Consider the following 22,918-nt stretch of genomic DNA (forward strand, 5'->3'; position numbering starts at 1 on the left):
TGGATTCATATTGAATTCACGTTTTTTGTGTTTGATGATATTACGTTCATTTTAGAGTAGGTGAAGGACAAAAGCGAGAGGATAGCATGAGAAAAAGGTCATCATAGAGCTTATGAAGGACAAAAGCGAGAGGATAGCGCACTCAAAAGTCCATCAAAAAGCCGATAAAGCCCATAAGCAAGAGAAAACCCCGAGCAAAAGGTCGTCATAAGCACCAATAATCTTTCTAATTAACACCCAAACACAAAAAGGATGACAAAACCAATTGCCATCCCTTTTACATTTATTTTAATTTAAAAGAGCTTTTCAATGAAACAATGCGATTGAAAACTACCTTTTCCTTTGTTGTATGCTTAGGATCTACATTAAAGTAGCCATGACGGAAAAACTGGTATTTGTCGTGTGCTTGCACATTTTCCATATTTGGTTCAACAAAGCCTTGAGAAATTTCTAATGAATTTGGATTTACATAATCAAGGAATGTTTTTTCCTCTGATTGATCTGCTTCATCTTCTGTTTCTTCTTTATCAAGAATAAGTGGCTCGTATAAACGGAATTCAGCTGGTAGTGAGTGTTTTGCATCGACCCAGTGTAGAGTTCCTTTTACTTTACGACCTGTAAAACCAGTGCCACTCTTTGTTTCAGGATCGTACGTACAATGAATTTCTACAACATTACCAGCGTCATCTTTAATCACATCTTCACATTTAATGAAGTATGCATGCTTTAGGCGGACTTCATTGCCTGGGAATAGTCGGAAATATTTTTTTGGAGGATCCTCCATAAAGTCTTCTTGTTCAATGTAAATTTCACGAGAAAAAGGTATTTGTCTTGTTCCCATATCAGGATTCTCTGGGTTAATTTCTGCATCTAGCATTTCCACTTGATCCTCAGGATAATTTGTAATGACCACCTTTAGTGGCTTTAAAATTCCCATTGTTCGTGGAGCTTTTAGCTTAAGATCTTCACGAACAAAATGCTCAAGCATTGCTTCATCTACTAAACCAGATCCTTTTGAAACACCTGTTTCTTTAACAAATTCACGAATGGATTCTGGAGTGTATCCTTTTCTTCTTAATCCAGAGATCGTTGGCATTCTAGGATCATCCCAGCCATCAACATATTTTTCATCAACAAGCTGCTTTAATTTTCGCTTACTCATAACAGTATTTGTAATATTTAAGCGACCAAATTCAATTTGTTGTGGCTTATTTTCCATTTCGCATTCTTCAACAATCCAGTTATATAATGGACGTTGATCTTCGAATTCTGTTGTACATAATGAATGTGTGATCCCTTCAATTGCATCCTCAAGAGGGTGAGCAAAAGCGTACATTGGATAAATACACCAAGCATCTCCTGTATTATGGTGTGATGCATGTGCAACACGGTAGATAACAGGGTCACGTAGGTTGATATTTGGTGAGGACATATCAATTTTGGCACGAAGGACCTTCTCACCATTCGCAAACTCACCTTTACGCATGCGATCAAACAAATCAAGATTTTCATCAACAGATCGATTGCGATGTGGACTTTCTTTGCCAGGCTCCTTTAAGGTTCCGCGATATTCTCTGATTTCATCAGCAGTTAAGTCATCAACATATGCCTTCCCTTTCTTAATAAGAAGGATTGCGCGGTTGTACATTTCTTCAAAATAGTCAGAAGCGAAGAACATACCATCCCATTCATACCCGAGCCATGCTACGTCTTCTTTAATCGCTTCAACATATTCTGTATCTTCTTTTAAAGGATTTGTGTCATCAAATCTTAGGTTGGTTTTCCCTTTAAAATCATCAGCTAATCCAAAGTTAATAACGATTGATTTTGCGTGACCGATATGTAAATAGCCATTCGGTTCAGGTGGAAATCGAGTATATACATTGTCACGTTTTCCGGTCTCTAGGTCCTCTTTAATAATACTTCTAATAAAGTTTGAGGAATTGTGTTCCAAGTTAAATCAAACCTTTCTTTTATATGTAAAATAAGTCCTTCCAACCATTATACCAATAGATAAGCAAAAGGTTAATTTTACATAGGTAATTTTCTAGGTAAAACGATAAAAAGTTTAATCAACCATGAATTTTTTCAAATATTTAGGAATTGCAATTTTCGTACAGGCCATATTTTGTTAATAGTATATATAATTGCAGAAACATGGAATCTGTATACTAATGATCATAAAAAAATAGAGCGAAATGTCACATTGGGATAAATCCGGAAGAAAATGTAGAAAATAAGCAAATCAATAAGGAGGTGGAAATATGCCGAACTTAAATGATAACAAATTCAGAAAAATCCAGTCAGAAAGCCAGAAGCAAGGCAAATCACAAGAAGAATATGCAGCAGAACTTGAAATGAACAAACTGAAAAGCCAAAAAAGAAAATAATTTAAACAGGTAAGCACTATATGATGCTTACCTGTTCGCTAATCCGTCAACTTTTATTGTTATTCCATCAACTTTAGACGTTAATCCGTCAACTTTTCATGAGATTCCTTCAACTTTAGGCGTTAATCATTCAACTTTTATTGATATTCCATCAACTTTTTCAATTAATCCATCATTCGACAAAAACCGTCACACATCAAGCTGTAAGCCCACCTCACAACATTGATTTCCAACTAAAAATAAAAATTAATAAATTAGAAAATTTCAAATAGTGGTTGACATTAATGCGATCCCCTATTAAAGTAGACATATTGTTAAATTACTTAAATTCATAAACTAATCTCTTATCAAGAGTGGCAGAGGGACTGGCCCGATGACGCCCGGCAACCGTTCTATACAAATTAGAATTGGTGCTAAATCCTGCAGAACCGTAAAGGTTTTGGAAGATAAGAGAGGCGATCCCTATATTTTTTACGGTGAAACCTCTCTATCTTAGAGAGGTTTTTTGATGTTTTTATAAGTAAACAAAAATTTTAAAAAGAGAAAAGGGGAGTTAACTAACATGAAAAACAAATTTTTCAATTCAGCATTTATTTTCATTTTAGCTTTTACTTTACTACTAACAGGTTGTTCTTCAAGTGGAGATTCTGCTGAATCAACAGCTAGTAAAGGTAATCCAGATGTTTCATTAGAAAATGTACCAGAACGCTTTGCAAAGGGTGAAGGTGCGAAAATTAAAGTTATTCGTAAAATTGGTGGAGACGATCACACGGCACAATTTTTAGCTGGTGCGAAAGAAGAAGGAGAAGCACTTGGCTTTACAGTTGATGTATTCACTGCAAATGGTGATACAGCGAAGTTCCATGATGCAATCGCACAAGGCTTAACAGAAGATTATGATGGTTTTATTATTTCACATGGTGATGATGATGCAACAGTTGAGGCTGTTCAAAAGCTAGTTGATGCAGGTAAGAGTGTTGTGACATTTGATTCAAATGACAAGCTATCAACGATTGACGGAGTAACATTAACTTCACAGGATGATGAAGCACTTGCAAAACTAGCGTTAGATCAGTTAGTGAAGGATTTTAATGGTGAGGCCAAAATAGCGTATCTTTGGGTAGATGGATTTCCTCCAATGGTTAGAAGAAATAAAGTATATCAAGAAATTTTAGATAAAAACCCAGGTATTAAAGAGATTGAGAGATTTGGAGTGGCAGCTGAGGATACATCTGTTCAAACACAAAATGCTGTAGCTTCTATGCTTAACAAACATCCTAAAGGTGAAATTGATGCGATTTTTGCAACATGGGATGCTTTTGCAATTGGTGCAGCACGTGCGATTAAAGAAGCTGGTCGAGATGAAATTAAAATCTATGGTATCGATGTATCTAACGCAGATCTTCAAGAAATTCAAACAGAAGAAAGCTCATGGAAATATACAGCAGCAGTTGATCCAAAGTTAATTGGAGCTGTTGATATGAGATTATTAGCAAAAAAATTAGCTGGTGAAGAAACACCTCCAACTTATAATTTAGAGGCTTCATTAATTTCACAAGAAGCTTTATTACAATCTAGTGAACCAATTAACATGGTTAACCTAGCAGATACAATTGAAGGCTGGGGACAATCTACTGCATTTGAAGAAGAGTGGATGAAAACGTTAAAAGAATATTATAAAAAATAAAGTTTTGAAGTAGAAAACGAAGGTAACACTCTCTATTTCTTATAGAGAGTGTTACCTTTTATTCCTCAAATGTATACGAACCCCTCATTAAACAATTCCATGTGAAAGAAAAGCTATGCGAAACAACAAAAATACAGCTTTTAAAAATAGAGAGGAGGAACAACTAAATGCAATCTGTTTTAAAAATGACTAATATCTCAATTGAATTCCCCGGTGTAAAAGCTTTAGATAGTGTGGATTTTACGATGAAGAGTGGAACAACTCATGCCCTGATTGGTGCTAATGGTGCAGGTAAATCAACATTAATGAAGGTGTTATCAGGAGCTTATGATCACTATACAGGTGATATTTTGCTAGATAGTAAGAAAACGAATATTCGTTCACCAAAGGATGCATTAGTAAATGGAATACAAATTGTTCATCAAGAAGTAGATACTGCGTTAATTCCCTATTTAACGGTTGGTGAAAATATTATGCTTTCAAGTACAGTTAATGATATGGGGAAAAAGCAATTTATTAATTGGAAAGAGCTGCATAAACAAGCTACAGATATCCTGAAAACTTTAAATATAAATGTTTCCTCTAAAAAACTAGTAAGTGAGTTAACGCTAGCAGAGAAGCAAATGGTACTGATTGCTAGAACAGTATCAACAGATTGTAAGTTTTTAATTTTGGACGAACCAACAGCCCCTCTTAGCTATGCAGAAACGAAAGAACTCTTTAGAATTGTGAAAGAATTAAAGGACAAGAATGTTGGCATTGTGTTTATTTCACACCGACTTCCAGAGATTTTTGAGGTTTGTGAGGAAATTACAATCATGAGAAATGGCAAGCTTGTTACACATGAGCTGATTAAACATACAACACAAAACAAAGTCGTTGAAAACATGCTAGGCAGAGAGCTTGAGGAACAATTTCCTAAAAAAGCCTCTGAATGTGGTGAAGTAATCTATGAAGTGAGCAATCTTCATGATGCTGATAAACTATCAAATGTGTCAATGTCAGTTCGTAAGGGTGAAATAGTTGGCATTGCTGGGTTAGTTGGAGCTGGGAAAACAGAATTATGCAAAGCACTGTTTGGCGAAACAAAGATCACATCAGGTGAAGTGAAGCTGCATGGAAAGAAGCTAACACTTACATCTCCATATCATGCAGTTAAACAAGGAATAGCATTGGTTCCAGAGGAAAGAAGAAAGGAAGGAATACTTGTAAACGAATCTGTTGTGACTAATTTAACCGCAGCAAATTTAGGTGCGTTTACAAGACCGTTTAGCTTCTTGAATCGAAAAGCAGAGAAACAACGTGCGGTGGAGGTGATTGAAAGCCTTGGTGTTAAAACTCCATCTGAGGAAGCAATTGTTAAAAACCTATCTGGTGGGAATCAACAAAAAATTGCGATTGGTAAATGGCTAATAGCAGATGCAGAGATTTATATCTTTGATGAGCCAACAAAAGGTGTAGATGTTGGAGCTAAAAAAGATATATTTGAATTGATTTGTGAACTGGCTAGTAGAGGAAAAGCAATTATTTATGCATCATCAGAGCTCGCTGAAATAATCGGTATTACTAATCGTGTGTATGTATTATACGATGGTAGGACTGTAAAAGAGCTTGAGACTAGTGAAGCAACAGAAGCAGATTTACTATATTATTCAACAGGAGGTAACTAAGGATGAGTGAATTAAATCCTGTACAAGCTAAAAAATCATCTAAAAATACTTTCGATCTTTTTCAATTTTTATATAAATATGGAACAATTTTAACAATTGTTGTACTTGTAGCTGTTTTCGCATTATCAAATCCAGCGTTTATTCAAGGAAATAATCTTATTAATATTCTACGTTCAATATCTATCGTGACAATCATTGCGATAGGAATAACAATCTCACTGTCAGTCAATGGATTTGATTTATCAGTAGGATCTGTTGCATCAGTTTCTAATGCAATTGTCATTTCCATGTTTGTATGGTTTTCACAGAATACCTTTATCGCTATCTTCTCAGCGATTGTTGCCTCACTTTTAGTAGGTGCATTAAATTCATTTTTTATTATCAAGCTAAAAGTCCCTGATATGCTGATTACACTCGCAACCATGTTTATCGTTCAAGGAATTGCTCTCACATACACAAAAGGAGCAACCGTTTCACAAAACATGGTCATGCCTGACGGTTCGTTTGCAACAGGCTTAATTAGTCCATTATTTCAAAAGCTAGGTCAGGTTCCTTGGATTATCATTATTATGGTTGTCATTGTTGTAGTTGTTCATATATTCCTTACGTACACAAAGCATGGACGGTATATGTATGTGATTGGTGGAAATATTGAGGCAGCAAGGTTATCTGGTATTCCTGTTAATAAATATAAAGTTGCTGCTTATCTACTTTCAGCACTCTTTGCAAGCATTGGTGGTATTATTTTAGCTTCTAGAGTCATGACAGCGGAAATTAATGCAGGAGGACCATATTTAATGGATTCAGTTGCAGCAGCATTTATCGGCTTTTCTGTTCTAGGAGCTGGTAAACCTAACGCTTTTGGAACATTTGTTGGTGCTGTATTAATTGGAATCTTACAGAATGGACTTGTTATGATGTCAGTTCCTTATTTTGCAATGGATATTGTAAAAGGGGCAGTGCTAGCTTTTGCGCTAGCGCTGACGTATTATAAGCTAAAATAACTCTCAAGTAAGATGCTTCTCGTAACAGGGATGCATCTTATTTTTTATGAACTTCTATTTAAAATTGAAATTTTAACCATACATGAAAAATAAAAGGAATATCCAAAGAAAAGGTGAATAAATATAAGTAATTTTATAAGCACTTAAAACTAAACGTTATAATTTATTAATGTGAGATTATGTAACGATCCAATTGAAATAAAATTAAATATCCTGGATTATATTAGGTATATAGTAAATATCACGTTATTAATAGAAAATTAATTCTATTCTAATAAAAGTTATTTATACATCATATTGTATTATAATTCATATTCTGATATACTTCATACATAGTTTGCTAGTCCAGTTAATTAGTAGATCTATAAAAATAAGAGCTACTTAAAATACAAAAAAAAATATCAGAATTTTTGCATTATAATGAAATAAAGGGGGATTTAAAAGATGAAAAAATTATTAATGATGTTAATGGTGCTGACGTTTACTTTTGCTTTGGCTGCATGTGGATCAAGTCAGAGTTCATCTAGTGGTGAAGGTGATGGAGCAGCTGAAACAGAGAAAAAAGAAAAGCTAAGAGTTGTTACAGATGCTGCTTATGCACCTTTTGAGTACATGGACAAGGGTGAAATTGTTGGGTTTGATATTGATTTTGTTGAAGCAGTTGCAAAAGAAGCTGGATATGAAGTTGAGATTGTCAATGTTGGTTGGGATCCAATTTTCGTAGAAATTAAAGATGAAATTGCTGACTTTGCTGTATCTGCTATTACGATTAATGATGATCGTAAGCAAACGTATGACTTTACTTCACCTTATTTCTTATCTACAAATAAAATTCTTGTACCAGAGGGTAGTGATATTAAATCTGCTGAGGATTTAAAAGATAAAGTTGTTGCCGTTCAAGCTGGTACTACAGGTCAAGAAGCTGTGGATGAATTATTAGGGAAAAACAGTTCAAATATAAAAAAGTTTGAAAATAATAACTTAGCAATTATGGAGCTTACTAGTGGTGGAGCAGATGCTGTAGTTGCTGATAATACGGTTGTTGAAGAATATGTAAAAAATAACCCAGATCAAAAGTTAGTTGTTATTGAAGATGCGGATAGCTTTGCTGCAGAATATTATGGTTTAATGTTTCCTAAAGGTAGTGAGTTAAAAGCTGATTTTGATAAAGCAATCAATACAGTATTAGATAATGGCAAATATGCTGAAATTTATAATGAGTGGTTCGGTTCTGAGCCAGATGTAGAGAATTTAAAAGCACAACAATAAATGAAAAATTTGCGTACCACTAGAATTGTAGTGATACGCAATTTTTCCTTTTTAGAGAAGTGTTTCATGAAGGCTTTTTTCATAAAATAATATTTTTGCGCTAGCTATTATTTTATGAAAAAAGTAAGAATAAAGGAAAATTGATGCTGACCAAGGCGCTTATGCTTTTGTTTAGGAGGAATATAAATGGATTTTAGGTTTGATATTATTGTTGAATATGCGCCATTTTTATTAAAGGGAACTTTGTTAACCATAGGCTTATCTCTCGCTGGGATTCTAATTGGAACGCTTCTTGGTCTTGGTATTGGACTTGGGAAAATGATGAACAATAAATTGCTAGCGCTTCCTTTTAGAATGTATATTACGTTTTTTAGAGGTACACCTTTATTTGTGCAAATACTATTAATTCATTTTGGGGTTGTACCACTTTTTACTGGTGAAACAAATGGGATTGCAGCAGCTATTATAGCTCTTTCATTAAATGCTGCGGCCTATATTGCTGAAATCTTTAGAGGGGGAATTCAGTCAATTGATCGCGGTCAAATGGAGGCAGCAAGATCACTTGGAATGAACCATGTTCAAGCAATGACACATGTTATTTTGCCACAGGCTTTTAAGCGTATGATTCCACCGTTTGGAAATGAATTTATCGTGTTAATAAAAGAGTCTTCTTTAGCAGCTGTTGTAGCAGCTCCTGAGATTATGTATTGGGGAAGAGCGATGTCAACTCAATATTATCGTGTATGGGAGCCATACTTAACTGTTGCCGTTATTTATTTAATTTTAACATTGTCACTAAGCTTCCTACTTAATAAACTTGAAAGAAGGTTGACGACGGAATGATTACGGTAAAACAATTGAAGAAATCATTTGGTGAAAATCAGGTACTAAAAGATATTAATGCGACAATTAAGCCACAAGAGGTTGTTGTTGTTATTGGTCCTTCAGGCTCTGGAAAATCGACCTTTTTACGCTGTTTAAATTTACTAGAATCAACAACAGGTGGACAAGTTTTGATTGATGGTGTTGATTTAACAGATAAAAAAACTGATCTTAATAAAATTCGCGAAGATGTGGGAATGGTTTTTCAACAATTTAACTTATTTCCTCATAAAACGGTGCTTGAAAATATTATCTTGGCTCCAATGAAGGTGAAAAAGCTAAGTGAGGAACAAGCTAAAGATCGAGGAATGAAGCTACTACAAAAGGTTGGATTAGCTGAAAAAGCACAGGCCTATCCAAACTCCTTATCTGGTGGTCAAAAGCAAAGAGTAGCGATTGCGAGAGCGCTGGCTATGGAACCGAAAATTATGCTGTTTGATGAACCAACATCTGCTCTTGATCCAGAAATGGTAGGAGAAGTTCTTGAAGTAATGAAGCAGCTCGCAAAAGAGGGAATGACAATGGTTGTCGTTACTCATGAGATGGGCTTTGCAAAAGAAGTAGGTGATCGTGTTCTTTTCATGGATGGTGGATATATAGTAGAAGAAAACGTCCCAAACGAGCTATTTGATAACCCTCAGCAAGAACGAACAAAGGCCTTTTTAAGTAAGGTTCTTTAAATAAGGCTCTTTTCTTGAAAAGTTGTTGCTAATTGCCCAAGTTTTGCAGTTAAACTATTGTTTTCATTGATATGTTGTTGAATTGCAAAGGCAACAAAGTTTCGAAGCCAGACTTAAACAAACGCTTGATTCAAATCTAGAGAGTAAATTTGGTATTTAAGAATAGTTGAACTGAAAACGTAAAAAATAAATATCTATAGCAATAGAAAAGAGAGACAATATAATGTCTCTTTTTTACGTGAAGAAGTATTATTGTGTCCATACAAAAAATACAAATGTTCTTTCTGGGAAGAAAACTCTTGATTATTTATGAAAAAAGGGTGATAATAAGGATTAAAATTTGACAGAAAATTTTAAATAGTAGGAGTTGTAGAAATGAAGGTTGTAAAGTTCGGAGGTTCTTCCTTAGCATCAGGTGAACAATTAAAAAAGGTATTACAAATTGTTGTCTCAGATCCATCGCGCAAAGTAGTTGTGGTGTCTGCTCCTGGGAAACGTCATTCAGATGATATCAAGGTTACAGACATGCTTATTGAATGTGCAGAAAAGCATCTAGAAAATGAAGATGCTGAAGCAATCTTTCAAGCCATTATTGATCGTTATGAAAGCATTGTAAAGGAATTATCAATTTCCTCTGATATTATAGATACTATTACTAATGATTTAAAACAATTGTTAGCTAGTGATAAAAGCAAGCCAGAAAGCTATTTAGATGCTATAAAAGCAAGTGGAGAAGACAATAACGCAAAACTAATTGCTGCTTATTTCCAGCATAGTGGTATTGATGCACAATATGTGAACCCTAAGGATGCAGGATTATTGGTATCAGATGAACCAGGCAATGCTCAAGTGTTACCTGAGTCATATGAAAATTTATATAAACTTCGTGAGCGAAAAGGAATCATCATTTTTCCAGGATTTTTCGGCTATAGCAAAAGTGGTGAAGTGCTTACTTTTTCTAGAAGTGGCTCTGATATTACAGGCTCTATTCTTGCTAATGGCATTAAAGCTGAGTTATATGAAAACTTCACAGATGTTGATGCTGTTTACTCTGTTAATCCAACAATTGTTCAAAATCCAAAAGAGATTGTTGAGTTAACGTACAGAGAAATGCGTGAGCTTTCTTATGCTGGTTTTTCAGTTTTCCATGATGAAGCCTTGATTCCAGCATTTCGTGCAGGGATTCCAGTTAATGTGAAAAACACGAATAACCCAATAGCACCTGGAACTAGGATTGTGAACGAGCGTGCCAATTCAAATGGTCCAGTAATAGGAATTGCTAGTGACAAAGGATTTTGTAGCATTTACATTAGTAAATACTTAATGAATAGAGAAATAGGATTTGGTCGTAAGCTACTGCAAATTTTAGAGGACTATGGATTAACATATGAGCATGTTCCATCTGGAATTGATGATGTAACAGTTATCTTAAGACAAAAACAAATGACTAAAAAGGTAGAAGAGAAAATTATCGAACGTATTATGACAGAGCTACAAGCTGATGAGGTCATCATTGAGCATGATCTTGTACTAATTATGGTTGTTGGAGAAGGAATGCGCCATAATGTAGGAACAACAGCTCGTGCATCAAAAGCCTTAGCAGATGCTGGAGTTAATATTGAAATGATTAACCAAGGATCATCTGAGGTAAGCATGATGTTCGGAGTAAAAGAACCACAAGAAAAACGTGCGGTTCAGGCACTTTATAATGAATTTTTTGTTGCGGTTCCTGTATAAAAGTAAAACTGAGTAGTAAAGAAGGGAGGATGATTCTAATTTGAATCGCGCTCCCTTTTGTTTTCTTAGAGATACAAAAAGTAAAGCAATCCACTTACTTTCGGATTGCTTTACTTTAATAGGCTTATAGAATATTATTGAACGAACTTGCGGTCCCAGTGACGATGAGTAGAAATGGCTTGGACAAAATCGACTGAGAAGTTATCCATATTTTCATTTTCAATTATAACGCCAGGACTATCTTTAGTTACATCCTCCGGAAGCCAGTCAATGCCTTCAAAGGTTGCTCCAATGGCTTTATAATGAGAGAATGCTTCCTTAATAAACGAGGATGCTTCTTGTTTGAACTTCTGTTTTACATCGTTTCCGCCCCCAGCATAAATTGCGTCGAAAAGAACGGAGTCACAAGTAAGAAATGTATGATCAATTTCAAGCTCTTTATCATCTGCCCCTTTTAAATAACCAAGCTTGTCACTAATTATTTCAACTAAAATACCTTCTTCTTTTAGAGCGTTACAAACATTCATAACCTCTTCACCTTTAAAATTGGCACCGAGAATGAGTCCAACCTTTCGAGTATTCGGTACTTTCTTCGTATTTAACTGACTTAACGCTGGAGAGGACTTTGTTATATCTGATCCTCCTGCTTCAGGTGGTTTAGCACCAATTGCAGATGCAAATGCAGATGCTAGCTCTAGGTTAACGTTTGCAAACATATCGACTACCTGCTGTTGAACTGATTTGCTTTTTACCTTCCCGAGCTCAAAGCTAAATGCCTTAACAATATGTTCTTTCTCAGGCTCACTCATACTATTCCAAAACAAAGTAGCTTGAGAGAAATGATCTTTAAAGCTATCACTTCGACTTCGAACCTTATGCCCTTCTACTTTTTCCTGGTAATGGACATATCCACCCTCTTCTTTACTTGCAGGCTTAGGTGTATTATTAGCTAGTGAATTTTTATGATAGCTTACCTGTCCTACGTTAATGGTTTGGCGACCATATCCATCTCGTTGATTGTTAAAGAATGGACAAACAGGACGATTTATTGGTAATTCATGAAAGTTAGGGCCTCCTAGGCGGATTAATTGTGTATCTGTATAAGAAAACAGGCGACCTTGTAGCAATGGATCGTTCGTAAAATCAATTCCGGGAACAACATGACCAGGGTGAAATGCTACTTGCTCTGTCTCTGCAAAAACATTATCTACATTTCGATTTAAAGTCATCTTACCAATGATTTTAACTGGTACATCCTCTTCAGGCCAAAGCTTTGTTGGATCTAGCACATCAAAATCAAATTTAAATTCATCTTCTTCAGATATTAATTGCACACCTAATTCGTACTCTGGAAAGTTTCCTGCTTCAATGGAATCAAATAAATCTCGGCGATGAAAATCAGGGTCCTTCCCAGCAATCTTTTGAGCTTCATCCCATACAAGAGAATGCACACCTAGTACAGGTTTCCAGTGAAATTTAATAAAATGAGCTTTTCCTTCATCATTGACAAAGCGAAATGTATGAACTCCGAATCCTTCCATCATTCGAAAGCTTCGCGGAATACCACGATCTGATAAATGCCACATGATCATATGTGCAGATTCCTGATTATTTGCCACAAAGTCCCAAAATGTATCATGAGCACTAGCTGCCTGTGGGATCTCATTATGAGGCTCTGGTTTAACTGCATGAATGAGATCAGGAAATTTAATAGCATCCTGAATGAAGAATACTGGAATGTTGTTCCCAACTAAATCATAATTTCCTTCTTCTGTATAAAACTTTGTTGAGAAACCACGGGCATCTCTTACCGTTTCAGCTGAGCCACGTGAGCCTGCTACTGTCGAAAATCGAACAAAGACAGGTGTTTTCACAGCTGGATCTTGTAAAAACTTTGCTTTTGTATATTTTTCCATTGATTTATATACTTCAAATTCACCATGTGCTGCAAAACCACGAGCATGAACGATTCGTTCCGGAATTCGCTCATGATCAAAATGCGTCATCTTTTCACGAAAATGAAAGTCCTCCATTAATGTTGGTCCGCGTTCTCCTGCTTTTAAAGAAAATTCATCTTCAGATACCTTTAGACCTTGATTTGTAGTCAGGTTTTTCCCTTCATCATTAACACGAAACTGTTCCAATTGCTCATTTTTGCTATTACCATTTATATTTTCATTTTTTTTCATAAAATCGCTCCCTTTGATAGAGTCTTGTATGTAAACTAATCTATTATTACCTACCCACCTAAGAGTGAGAAAAAACCCGTATTTTGTAAATTTTTTTAATCTTTAATTATTAGTAGGTATAGGAGCTTTGTTGAAGAAGGTAATAAATTTTAATCTATTAAGCGATTTTATGAATATCTTTTCTTATATATAGGTTGTTTTAACTAGTAGGAATCAATTATTCTATTAGACTTCTTTCTATTTCATTAAACATTCCTTCTTAGGTTTTAAGAGACTACCTCTATTCTAGATCGTTAAGCATCACCTGTTGCATGTGATGAATATAATCTCCTGTATATGTGCCACCTCCGCCTTTACGAAATGTATGTTCAAGGTCTATCGCTTTTTGTTGATCATTATAAGCTTGATATTGAAATATATAGTAGTGGCTAGAAGGTAAAAGTCCAGATTGAGTAGGATTGAAATCAAAAGATCCAATAATATCCTTCCATTTAGGTGACAGTTCAGCATATCCAAAGCTTTCATTTTCTAATTTGATCGTATCTTTTACTTGAACTTTTGGAAAATAAACCTCCACGCGGTTCTCACTATTGGCATTAGTTACAGAGTAATTTCTCTCGGATGTTAAATAGATCTCCCACTCCCGAACCTGATCATGAGGATGGATGTTCCAATAAATATAAGAATTCCCGTTATTCGCTAGAATCGTTGGACCTGAACCAGAATTTGTGCCAACACATTCCCATTTACCAAAACTCCATACCCAAATACTTGTGCCGTAAGAGCCATCATCTGATAAGAAAGGAACAAAATAGGTTTTTTCATCTAATTGAATGATATCTTGAATTTCCTTCTTTGGTGTTATAAGTGGGAGTTGCTCTACTAGCTCTTCCTCGGTATAAAAGTCTTTAGCTACCATTAATATGTACATTACATATGTACTTACAGCTAAAAGACCAGCAATGAATAGTAGAAGCGATATCTTCTTTTTACTCATTGTCACTCCCCCTTTCATTCAAAAAGGAAGCTGAATTCGAACGAAAATAGAATTGGCGGTCTTTTATGGTAACAAGTAATCCTTTTCCATCGGATTCCACATACACACGAACCTTTTGGCCTGCTTTAGCTTTCACATTAGTTAACAGGTAGGGAAATTTCTCTTGAACCTTCTCCTGCTCCTTGTTCTCCTCAGCTGACCACTTTTGCTCTATCATTTCATCATGCCATTGAATAACATTTGAACGTTCCCATTTAAAAGAAGATAGAGATTCTTCTAGCTTCGGAACGCTAATGTTAACTTCTTTTCCGGAAGGATGGATAGAAAGTAACTCCACTTCGGAAACATCAGCAAGATATGTTTCCACTTCATTCTTCGGATAAAGAATTCCTGATATTCCGATAGCCAATATAGTAGCTCCCAAAAAGAAATAATTCCCAGCGAAACCCAACCAAGCATATTTTCTATATGTCAACCATCGGCCTTTACCCTTTAATACTCCATATGAAATCCAAACCCCAAGAGGAAGAATAGCTAAAGAAAGAATTTCTTCAAACAATGGAAGATTAATAGAAAAAGAAAAAATTCCAATAAACACGATGATAATTATTTTCCAAAGCTGCGGCTGCTTATCAACATGCTGTGAACGATATATGCGCCACCCAAGGAAAGCAAGTAATCCCCAGGCAAGGATTGTGCAAACCACCTGGATAATATTCCATTCAAAATCCAAATTAATCTCCAATCATCACACCCCAATTATTATATGAATTCTCCTATTATCCTACTTAACTATTCTTAGTGTTAAATGTACATGTAGAAATCAATCTGAAAATAAAATCAAAGTGATACTTCGAGAATGTTATTACTCAAGTAAATAGATATTGTATATAATTAATAATGCATATACATTTGTCATAATTATACAACAGTTTACTTATCACTAACACTCTTCCACAAACTTGTGAGGGAATGTGAAGCAAGTAATCAACTTCATTAGTTCATTTTCAGTAACTTTACTTTTTTCTGGTTCTTATCGAAAATGAACTAGTATTAATAGTCTATTAACATAATTGTTTCAAATAAGAGGTGTTTATGGGTATTTATTGGACGATCCAATCAGCTGGAAAATGGGAGCAGATAAAAAGGCTAGGTTATCTTGAGGGTGAAAGGAAATATATCTGGCCGGAGTTTATTGAGCCTTATCTTTGGATGATGAATCAAATGAATTCAAAATTAAAAAATTATGATCAAAATAATTACCCTATATGGCTATGGATGATTAGGCCTGATTTAAGAAGAAGTGGACATTTAAATAAGAAAGAGAAGGGAGTGCTGCTGAAAATCAATATTGATGAAGATAGGGTTCTTTTATCAGATTTTCAAGCATGGCATTTTGTATTAGACGGAGTATACTGCAATATTGAAGCTAGAGAAGAAGCTGAACTTACATTAACATCAGAATCAATAATAAAGAGTTGGGAAAAAATCTTTGATTTACATTATCTAGAAAGTCATACCGAGTGGGGAGAGTGTGTTCGATTCAAGGTGTAACTGGTAGAATTTTCATACATGAAATATCACTGGAGAAAGAGTTTATCGCTCGATGAAACATATGAGTATGAGGACATTTATAACAGTGTACACAAATTAACCTGTTAGTAACATTTCTCTAACTCCAGGATTCATTTATTTTAGAAGTATGTGTAGATTCTATTTTACAAGTTGTTTTTCCAAAGGTTGTAGTTTTTATAGTTCTTACGTACTGAACTAATTAAGATTGATTGGAACGAAAGGTACGAGACTCCAGCGGGAGTAGTGGGACAGGTGAGACCCCGCAGGTGCTGTGCACCGAGGAGGCTCACAGCCCACCCCGCGGAAAGCGAGCATCCTGTAGTGCAAATCAACCTTCCCTAGACTTTTTATTTAGCATCAAAGTTTATGAATATAGTCTTAATTAAAGGCTGTTTCGTAAACTTTGTTGCTTTTAGAAACCTGATAGAAAGAACTCTGTATAAAGTCTAGTGGCAACTTTTCTTCTGCAAATCGAACCTTTTATACGATAATACACTGGTTCTAACAGATAAAGACGTCAATTAGCAACAATCTTTCAGAAAAGAGCTTAATTAAAAGAAATTAAATCAAATTGTTTATTAAACTAAATTTAACATAACAAACTCAATAATACTTATTTTAACTCCCCCAACAATTTGGTGTATACTATAAAGCAAAGTACATGAATGTGGAGTTGTATGAATATGACAATTGGTGAAATTGCCAAGCTTGCAGGGGTTGCGAAAAGCACTGTTTCTAGATTTCTTAATGGGGGATCTGTTGGAAAAGAAACACGTTTGAAAATAGAAAGAGTGATAAGTGAGACTGGTTATGTTCCAAACACATTTGCCCGTAGTTTAAAGGCAAAGAAAACGAATATCATAGGGACAATTGTACCAAGATTAAATTCGTATGCTACAGCAGAGACCTTAATTGGAATTGATGAAAGACTACGAGAGAAAAACTATCAATTACTTATATCAAATACAAGTCAGGATTTAGAACGGGAAATTGAGAGCATTTATAATTTAGCGAATCAAAAGATAGCCGGTATTATTTTGCTTGCTACACAAGTCACAGATCAGCATCTAGAAGCATTTGAAAAAGTAGATGTGCCTGTGTTACTTGTTGGACAGGAAAGTGAGCATTGCTATAGCTTAATACATAATGATGAAGAAGCAGGTTTCCTACTTGGTAAACATGTTTTAACTAACGGTCACGAAAAGATTGCTTATTTGGGTGTAACAGAGAAGGATATAGCAGTTGGTGTTAAGAGAAAACGAGGTTTCCAACAGGCTATAAAAGAAGCAAGCAATATTGATGTGATGTATTTTGAAACAAGCTTTAGTGTGAAAGATGCAACCGAGAAATTCAGTGAAATTGTGGATCAGCACGCACCAACAATTATCGCTTGTGCGACAGATAATATTGCACTTGGCATTTTAAAGGCTGCTCAAATTAGAGGATTATCCATACCAACTGATTTGTCGATTACAGGCTTTGGAGGCTATGAAGTAACCGAGATTATCCACCCTAGTATAACAACAGTTAAGTTTTTTTATAAAGATGCTGGAGAGCTTGCTGCTGAAAAAATGATTCGTCTCATTAATGGAGAAGCTGTAGAAAAACTGACTGTTTCTAATGTCAAAATGGTTGAAAGAGAAAGTGTTGACAATCGAATGTAAGCGATATATAATTTATTCGAAACCGGTTCCATTTTATCGGTTTTTATTTTAAATAGGAATGGAACCGGTACCAATAATATTTTTTTATTTGTTTAAGGAACCGGTTCCGTGCGACATACTAAAACTAGTAAAGGGTGAGGATAAATGAACTATCCACAAATAGCACAAGAAATTTTAGCTGCAATAGGCGGAAAAGAAAACGTTTCTGCTGCTGCACACTGTGCGACAAGATTACGACTTGTTTTGCATGATGAAGAAAAGGTAGATCAAGAGAAATTAGATGAAATGGATATTGTTAAAGGGACATTTTCAACTGGAGGACAATATCAAATTATTATAGGATCAGGTACTGTCAACAATGTCTATAATGAGCTATCAAAGCTTACTGGAATGGAAGAAATGTCAACAAAGGACGTTAGTAGTGCAGGCTCAAAGAAAATGAATCCACTTCAACGTTTCGTTAAGATGTTGTCTGATATATTTGTCCCGATTATTCCAGCAATTGTTGCCGGTGGATTATTAATGGGACTTAACAATCTATTAACTGCTTCTGATTTATTTGTAGATGGGATGTCACTTGTAGAAGCTAATCCAGGAATAGCTGATTTAGCAGCACTTATAAATACATTTGCAAATGCGGCATTTGTTTTTCTACCAATCTTAATTGGATTTTCAGCTACAAAGCGTTTTGGTGGTAATCCATACTTAGGTGCAACACTTGGAATGTTAATGGTTCATCCAGATTTATTAAATGGATATAATTACGGTGCAGCTTTAACAAGTGGGGAAATTCCGTATTGGAATATACTAGGTTATGAGATTGCAAAGATCGGTTATCAAGGAACAGTTTTACCAGTATTAGTAGCATCATTTATTTTAGCTAAAATTGAAACAAATTTACGTAAGATTACACCGTCTTCATTAGATAACCTATTAACACCGTTATTATCAATTTTTATTACAGGTTTATTGACGTTTACATTAGTTGGTCCACTAACAAGAACAGCAGGAAATCTTTTATCAGATGGTTTGATTTGGTTATATGATACAACAGGATTTATTGGTGCAGCACTATTTGGTTTAGCGTATGCACCAGTTGTTATTACAGGAATGCATCATAGCTTTATTGCTGTTGAAACACAGTTACTTGCTGATATTGCGAAAACAGGTGGTTCATTTATTTTCCCTGTTGCAGCTATGTCAAATGTTGCCCAAGGTGCAGCAACACTAGCTGTTTTATTAATTACTCGTGATGCAAAAATAAAAGGTATAGCATCAGCAGCTGGTATTTCATCATTACTAGGTATTACTGAGCCAGCAATGTTTGGGGTTAACTTAAAGCTTCGCTATCCATTTATTGGGGCAATTGTTGGAGCTGCTGTAGCATCAGGATTTATAGGGCTTTTCAAAGTAAAAGCAATTGCATTAGGGGCAGCAGGACTTCCTGGAATTATCTCAATTAAAACAGGTTCAATTACATTCTACGTAATCGGTATGATTATTTCATGCGCAGTAGCCTTCACTGTAACCTTTATTTTAGGAAAAAGAGCACTAAAAAAAGAACAGAACTAATCAAATAGTTTAGGAGAATCAATCATTTAGACGATTCTCCTATGTTTATTTTTAGAGACTTAAATAAATTATTCACGATATTTTCAATTTGAGGGGAACGAGCTTTATGGAATGGACAAAAGAGATGAGATATCGTCGACTTGAAGAAATAGATATAAATGAAATGGAAGAATTAAAAAAGAAAGTAAATAATAGTGAGTGGAGACAGAACTTTCACATTCAGCCTGAAACAGGATTATTAAATGATCCTAATGGTTTTTGCTTTTTTAATGGTGAATATCATTTGTTTTATCAATGGTTTCCGCTAGGTCCAGTTCACGGACTCAAATACTGGTACCATACAAAGTCACAAGACCTTGTTACGTGGGAGAATGTTGGTGTGGGAATAAAACCAAATCATGATTATGATAGCCATGGTGCCTATTCTGGAAGTGCAATCGAGCATAATGATACGTTATACTTAATGTATACTGGAAATACTCGTGACGAAAACTGGGAACGTCATCCTTATCAGGTTGTTGCGACAATGAACAATCAAGGTAGGATGACAAAACCACAGCAAGCGAATATTACTGAAGTACCTTCTGGATACACTGATCATTTTAGAGATCCTAAAGTATGGAAATCAGGTGATTTATTTTATGCGATTATTGGGGCACAAAGAGAAAATCTAACAGGCTGTGCGGTATTATATAAATCGGATAATCTTCTTGACTGGACATTTTTAGGGGAAATGAAAACTCAGTTAAATGAGTTTGGATATATGTGGGAATGTCCTGACTATTTTGAAGATAATGATCATGGTATATTCATTTTTTCTCCGCAAGGAATTGAGAAATCTGGTGATGAGTTTCAAAATATCTATCAATCAGGATATTTGGTTGGACAAAAGTTGGATTTAGAAATGAAAGAGTTTGCTCATGGGCGATTTTATGAGCTTGATCGCGGCTTTGATTTTTATGCTCCACAAACAACATTAGCTCAGGATGGTCGACGAATTTTAGTTGGGTGGATGGGATTGCCTGAAATTGATTATCCTACAGATCAGGATGGTTGGGCACACTGCTTAACATTACCACGAGAATTAACAATTAAAGAAGGCAAATTAATTCAAAAGCCTATAGAAGAATTAAAAAAACTGAGGAAAACAAAACAAGTTATTGAAGCGACAATTTCAAATGAAACAATAAATGTTTTTAAAGGAGTATCATTCGAATTAATTTGTGAATTAATAGAAATTGATAGTAATCAGTTTGGAATCGAAATACGTGCTAGTGATGATGAATATACAAGCATTATGTTTGATAGCATAGAAAAAGAGATTATAGTAGATCGTAGTAAATCTGGACAACCTGTGGCGAAAGAGTATGGTGAACAAAGAAAGTGTCTGATTACAAATGGTCAAATTAAGTTCCATTTATTTGTTGATGTTTCGTCTGTTGAGGTATTTATAAATGATGGTGAAGAGGTATTTACTAGTAGAATTTTTCCTAGAAAAGAAAGTGATGAAATTCGCTTCTTTTCTAATGGTGGATCTACAACATTTTATGCTGAGAAATGGGATATTTAATAAGGAGAGATGATTTTCATGGGAAGTTTGTTTTCAATTGGTGAAGTGTTAATAGATTTTATTCCAGCACAAAAGGGGATGGCGCTAAAAGATGTCACTTCCTTTGAAAGAGCACCAGGAGGCGCGCCTGCAAATGTAGCCGCTGCCGTTGCAAAGTCAGGAGCAAATTCCTCAATGATTACAAAGCTTGGCGAAGATGCATTTGGTGATTTCCTTATCGAAACATTAAAAAATGTTGGTGTGAACACAGACCATGTATTTAGAACAAATGAAGCTAATACAGCATTAGCTTTTGTTTCTTTAAAAGAAGATGGAGAACGAGATTTTTCCTTTTATCGAAATCCTTCTGCCGATTTACTTTTAACAGAGGATGAAATTGAGGAGAGCTGGTTTAAAGAGGGAGATATTCTTCACTTTTGCTCTGTTGATTTAGTTGAAAGTCCGATGAAACAAGCACATAAAAAAGCGATGGGATATGCGAAAGAAAAGGGTGGAATAATTAGCTTTGATCCTAATGTGCGATTGCCCTTATGGAACTCTCCTGAAGAGTGTCGTGAGACGATTTTATCTTTTATTCCAGAAGCTCATATTTTGAAAATATCTGATGAAGAGCTGGAATTTATAACTGGAATAGCAAATGAGGATGAAGCAATATCTTCATTATTTACCGGTGATGTTAAGGCAGTAATATACACACGTGGTGCTAAAGGTGCTGAGCTTTATGTACAGAACAAAAGCTATCAATCGAATGGCTATAAAGTTGACGTACAAGATACGACAGGAGCTGGCGATGCTTTTATCGGTGGATTTTTATATAAGCTTCTCGAGAAGAACGTATCGCTTTCTGAACTAGAGTCAATACTACAATCAGATCATCAAGAAATACTCTCATATGCTAATGCGAGTGGTGCTTTAACAACAACAGGTAAAGGTGCAATATCTGCTTTACCAACAAAGGCAGAAATTTATGAGTTTATGACAAAGCATGAACAATAGATATGTGGTTTGCGCCTTTAAATTTTCTTAATAACACAGAAATTGCTTAGAAATTATTACAGAATGTTGGACAAAAATAAAAGAGGCTGGGACATAAGTATGTAAGTTAATGAAAAACCCGAATTATTAGGTGATATTTCGATTAATCATTCGCCTAATAGTACGGGTTTTTATTTGCAGTCTTCAATAGAATTTTTGACTTTGTATACTAATTAAGAACTAGTGGAATGGAGCGGAAGACACTAGGGCACCTACTTAGAATAGAGGAAAGGCTGAGACCCCGTAGGAGTAGCTGTGGAGCACAGCTTCCTCCCCGTGGAAAGCGAGTGTCTGCAGCGCAATGGAACGAACTTGTTTCTTTCAGCTTATCTGAATTTAGATTTATTCGTTTTTTTATGACTTCTTTACTTATGTCCCAGCCTCTTTATTGAAACTGAAATTTTTTACATTTATACGAAACTCGATAGTTACATGTTAGCATTTCTAATCTTTTTGTTGGGAACGTTGTTTAGAAGAGCTACTTTTAAATGAGCTTTCCTTATTTAGTCTTCCATTAATAGCACGAAGATTTTTAACAGGTAAGTTATTATTTGGTGCTGCTTGTTCATTCCAATCAGACATCTTAGCTTCACACCTTTCGTTTATTCTTCTTCTACCTTTTTTCCTCTCATAAGCTTCTCAAATTCAACCATTGAGGGATCAGTGACGATAGGGTGATAAAATGGATTTTTTTCCTGGTGGAATTCATTATCTTTATCCATTTTAATCCCCATTTGAGCACCTGCTGTTGAAAGGGAGTCATTGATAATTGATTCTCTTTCACCATCTGAATGTGGTGTAACTTCTGAATTTTGGTTCCTTCTATCCACAACTATCATCTCCATTAAAAGTGTTCATCTTATGATGAGTTAGCATAAAGGAAAATATTCTTAAATATTGATACAGAGATAGAGAATAACTCAATCATTATTGTCATTGTAAATGAATTATGCTATCATATTTAATGACTAATTTCTTGCTGTTATTAGTTACTTAA

At 35.1% G+C, this 22,918-nt stretch carries 19 protein-coding genes and 1 riboswitch; of the genes, 13 read left to right on the forward strand and 6 right to left on the reverse strand.

Translation table 11 applies throughout. The features are described 5' to 3' along the window. Positions 1-283 precede the first annotated feature (283 nt). A complete protein-coding gene (locus tag JOC75_RS14315) occupies positions 284-1,954 on the reverse strand; it encodes a glutamine--tRNA ligase/YqeY domain fusion protein (RefSeq protein WP_204954722.1) in 1,671 nt (556 codons plus the stop codon). Between the two features lie 310 nt (positions 1,955-2,264). Here JOC75_RS14315 and JOC75_RS24270 point away from each other — a divergent pair, with 310 nt between their 5' ends. From JOC75_RS24270 to JOC75_RS14350, 8 genes are all read left to right on the forward strand, one after another. Further along, positions 2,265-2,390: a hypothetical protein gene (locus JOC75_RS24270; protein WP_264191567.1), complete on the forward strand. Its 126-nt coding sequence runs from the start codon at positions 2,265-2,267 to the stop codon at positions 2,388-2,390. Between the two features lie 341 nt (positions 2,391-2,731). Continuing rightward, positions 2,732-2,843: riboswitch (SAM riboswitch) on the forward strand. Positions 2,844-2,952: 109 nt separating this feature from the next. Beyond that, a complete protein-coding gene (locus JOC75_RS14320) occupies positions 2,953-4,077 on the forward strand; it encodes a sugar ABC transporter substrate-binding protein (protein ID WP_204954723.1) in 1,125 nt (374 codons plus the stop codon). Between the two features lie 167 nt (positions 4,078-4,244). Further along, positions 4,245-5,747: a sugar ABC transporter ATP-binding protein gene (locus JOC75_RS14325; RefSeq protein WP_204954724.1), complete on the forward strand. Its 1,503-nt coding sequence runs from the start codon at positions 4,245-4,247 to the stop codon at positions 5,745-5,747. A gap of 2 nt (positions 5,748-5,749) precedes the next feature. Further along, entirely contained in the window at positions 5,750-6,751 is a 1,002-nt protein-coding gene (locus tag JOC75_RS14330; protein WP_204954725.1) for an ABC transporter permease, read from the forward strand. A 444-nt stretch (positions 6,752-7,195) separates the two neighbouring features. Beyond that, on the forward strand, positions 7,196-8,020 hold the full coding sequence (locus JOC75_RS14335) for a basic amino acid ABC transporter substrate-binding protein (RefSeq protein WP_204954726.1): 825 nt from the start codon (positions 7,196-7,198) through the stop codon (positions 8,018-8,020). A 186-nt stretch (positions 8,021-8,206) separates the two neighbouring features. Continuing rightward, positions 8,207-8,863, forward strand: a complete 657-nt coding sequence (locus JOC75_RS14340; RefSeq protein ID WP_204954727.1) for an amino acid ABC transporter permease — start codon at positions 8,207-8,209, stop codon at positions 8,861-8,863. Further along, on the forward strand, positions 8,860-9,582 hold the full coding sequence (locus tag JOC75_RS14345; RefSeq protein ID WP_204954728.1) for an amino acid ABC transporter ATP-binding protein: 723 nt from the start codon (positions 8,860-8,862) through the stop codon (positions 9,580-9,582). The genes JOC75_RS14340 and JOC75_RS14345 overlap by 4 nt, the downstream gene beginning before the upstream one ends. 375 nt (positions 9,583-9,957) lie before the next feature. Further along, complete coding sequence (locus JOC75_RS14350; RefSeq protein WP_204954729.1) at positions 9,958-11,319, forward strand: aspartate kinase; 1,362 nt, start codon at positions 9,958-9,960, stop codon at positions 11,317-11,319. Between the two features lie 134 nt (positions 11,320-11,453). On the opposite strand, the gene JOC75_RS14355 is transcribed toward JOC75_RS14350, so the two are convergent. The 3 genes from JOC75_RS14355 to JOC75_RS14365 form a co-directional block, all read right to left on the reverse strand. Next, positions 11,454-13,508 (reverse strand): catalase, encoded by a 2,055-nt coding sequence (locus tag JOC75_RS14355; RefSeq protein WP_204954730.1) that lies wholly within the window; start codon positions 13,506-13,508, stop codon positions 11,454-11,456. 280 nt (positions 13,509-13,788) lie between these two features. Beyond that, positions 13,789-14,505 carry a hypothetical protein gene (locus JOC75_RS14360; protein ID WP_204954731.1) on the reverse strand — a complete coding sequence of 239 codons (717 nt, stop codon included), beginning with the start codon at positions 14,503-14,505 and terminating at the stop codon, positions 13,789-13,791. After that, positions 14,498-15,250 (reverse strand): hypothetical protein, encoded by a 753-nt coding sequence (locus tag JOC75_RS14365; RefSeq protein ID WP_204954732.1) that lies wholly within the window; start codon positions 15,248-15,250, stop codon positions 14,498-14,500. The genes JOC75_RS14360 and JOC75_RS14365 overlap by 8 nt, the downstream gene beginning before the upstream one ends. Positions 15,251-15,600: 350 nt before the next feature. On the opposite strand from JOC75_RS14365, the gene JOC75_RS14370 reads away from it, so the two are divergent. The 5 genes from JOC75_RS14370 to JOC75_RS14390 all read left to right on the forward strand — a co-directional run bounded on the left by JOC75_RS14370 (position 15,601) and on the right by JOC75_RS14390 (position 21,882). Then, the gene (locus JOC75_RS14370; RefSeq protein ID WP_204954733.1) at positions 15,601-16,059 is read left to right on the forward strand and encodes a DUF3841 domain-containing protein; all 459 of its coding nucleotides are present in this window, start codon (positions 15,601-15,603) and stop codon (positions 16,057-16,059) included. A gap of 698 nt (positions 16,060-16,757) precedes the next feature. Next, entirely contained in the window at positions 16,758-17,744 is a 987-nt protein-coding gene (locus JOC75_RS14375) for a LacI family DNA-binding transcriptional regulator (protein ID WP_204954734.1), read from the forward strand. 144 nt (positions 17,745-17,888) lie between these two features. Continuing rightward, entirely contained in the window at positions 17,889-19,316 is a 1,428-nt protein-coding gene (locus tag JOC75_RS14380; protein ID WP_204954735.1) for a sucrose-specific PTS transporter subunit IIBC, read from the forward strand. Between the two features lie 106 nt (positions 19,317-19,422). Further along, the gene (locus JOC75_RS14385; protein ID WP_204954736.1) at positions 19,423-20,886 is read left to right on the forward strand and encodes a sucrose-6-phosphate hydrolase; all 1,464 of its coding nucleotides are present in this window, start codon (positions 19,423-19,425) and stop codon (positions 20,884-20,886) included. Between the two features lie 18 nt (positions 20,887-20,904). Then, positions 20,905-21,882 carry a carbohydrate kinase family protein gene (locus JOC75_RS14390; protein ID WP_204954737.1) on the forward strand — a complete coding sequence of 326 codons (978 nt, stop codon included), beginning with the start codon at positions 20,905-20,907 and terminating at the stop codon, positions 21,880-21,882. Positions 21,883-22,365: 483 nt separating this feature from the next. Here JOC75_RS14390 and JOC75_RS14395 read toward each other — a convergent pair whose 3' ends face one another. Both JOC75_RS14395 and JOC75_RS14400 read right to left on the reverse strand, forming a co-directional pair. Further along, positions 22,366-22,503, reverse strand: a complete 138-nt coding sequence (locus JOC75_RS14395; protein WP_204954738.1) for a hypothetical protein — start codon at positions 22,501-22,503, stop codon at positions 22,366-22,368. Between the two features lie 20 nt (positions 22,504-22,523). Continuing rightward, a complete protein-coding gene (locus JOC75_RS14400) occupies positions 22,524-22,751 on the reverse strand; it encodes a hypothetical protein (protein WP_204954739.1) in 228 nt (75 codons plus the stop codon). Positions 22,752-22,918 lie beyond the last annotated feature (167 nt).

The sequence above is a fragment of the Metabacillus crassostreae genome, from assembly GCF_016908395.1.
Lineage (GTDB): Bacteria > Bacillota > Bacilli > Bacillales > Bacillaceae > Metabacillus > Metabacillus crassostreae.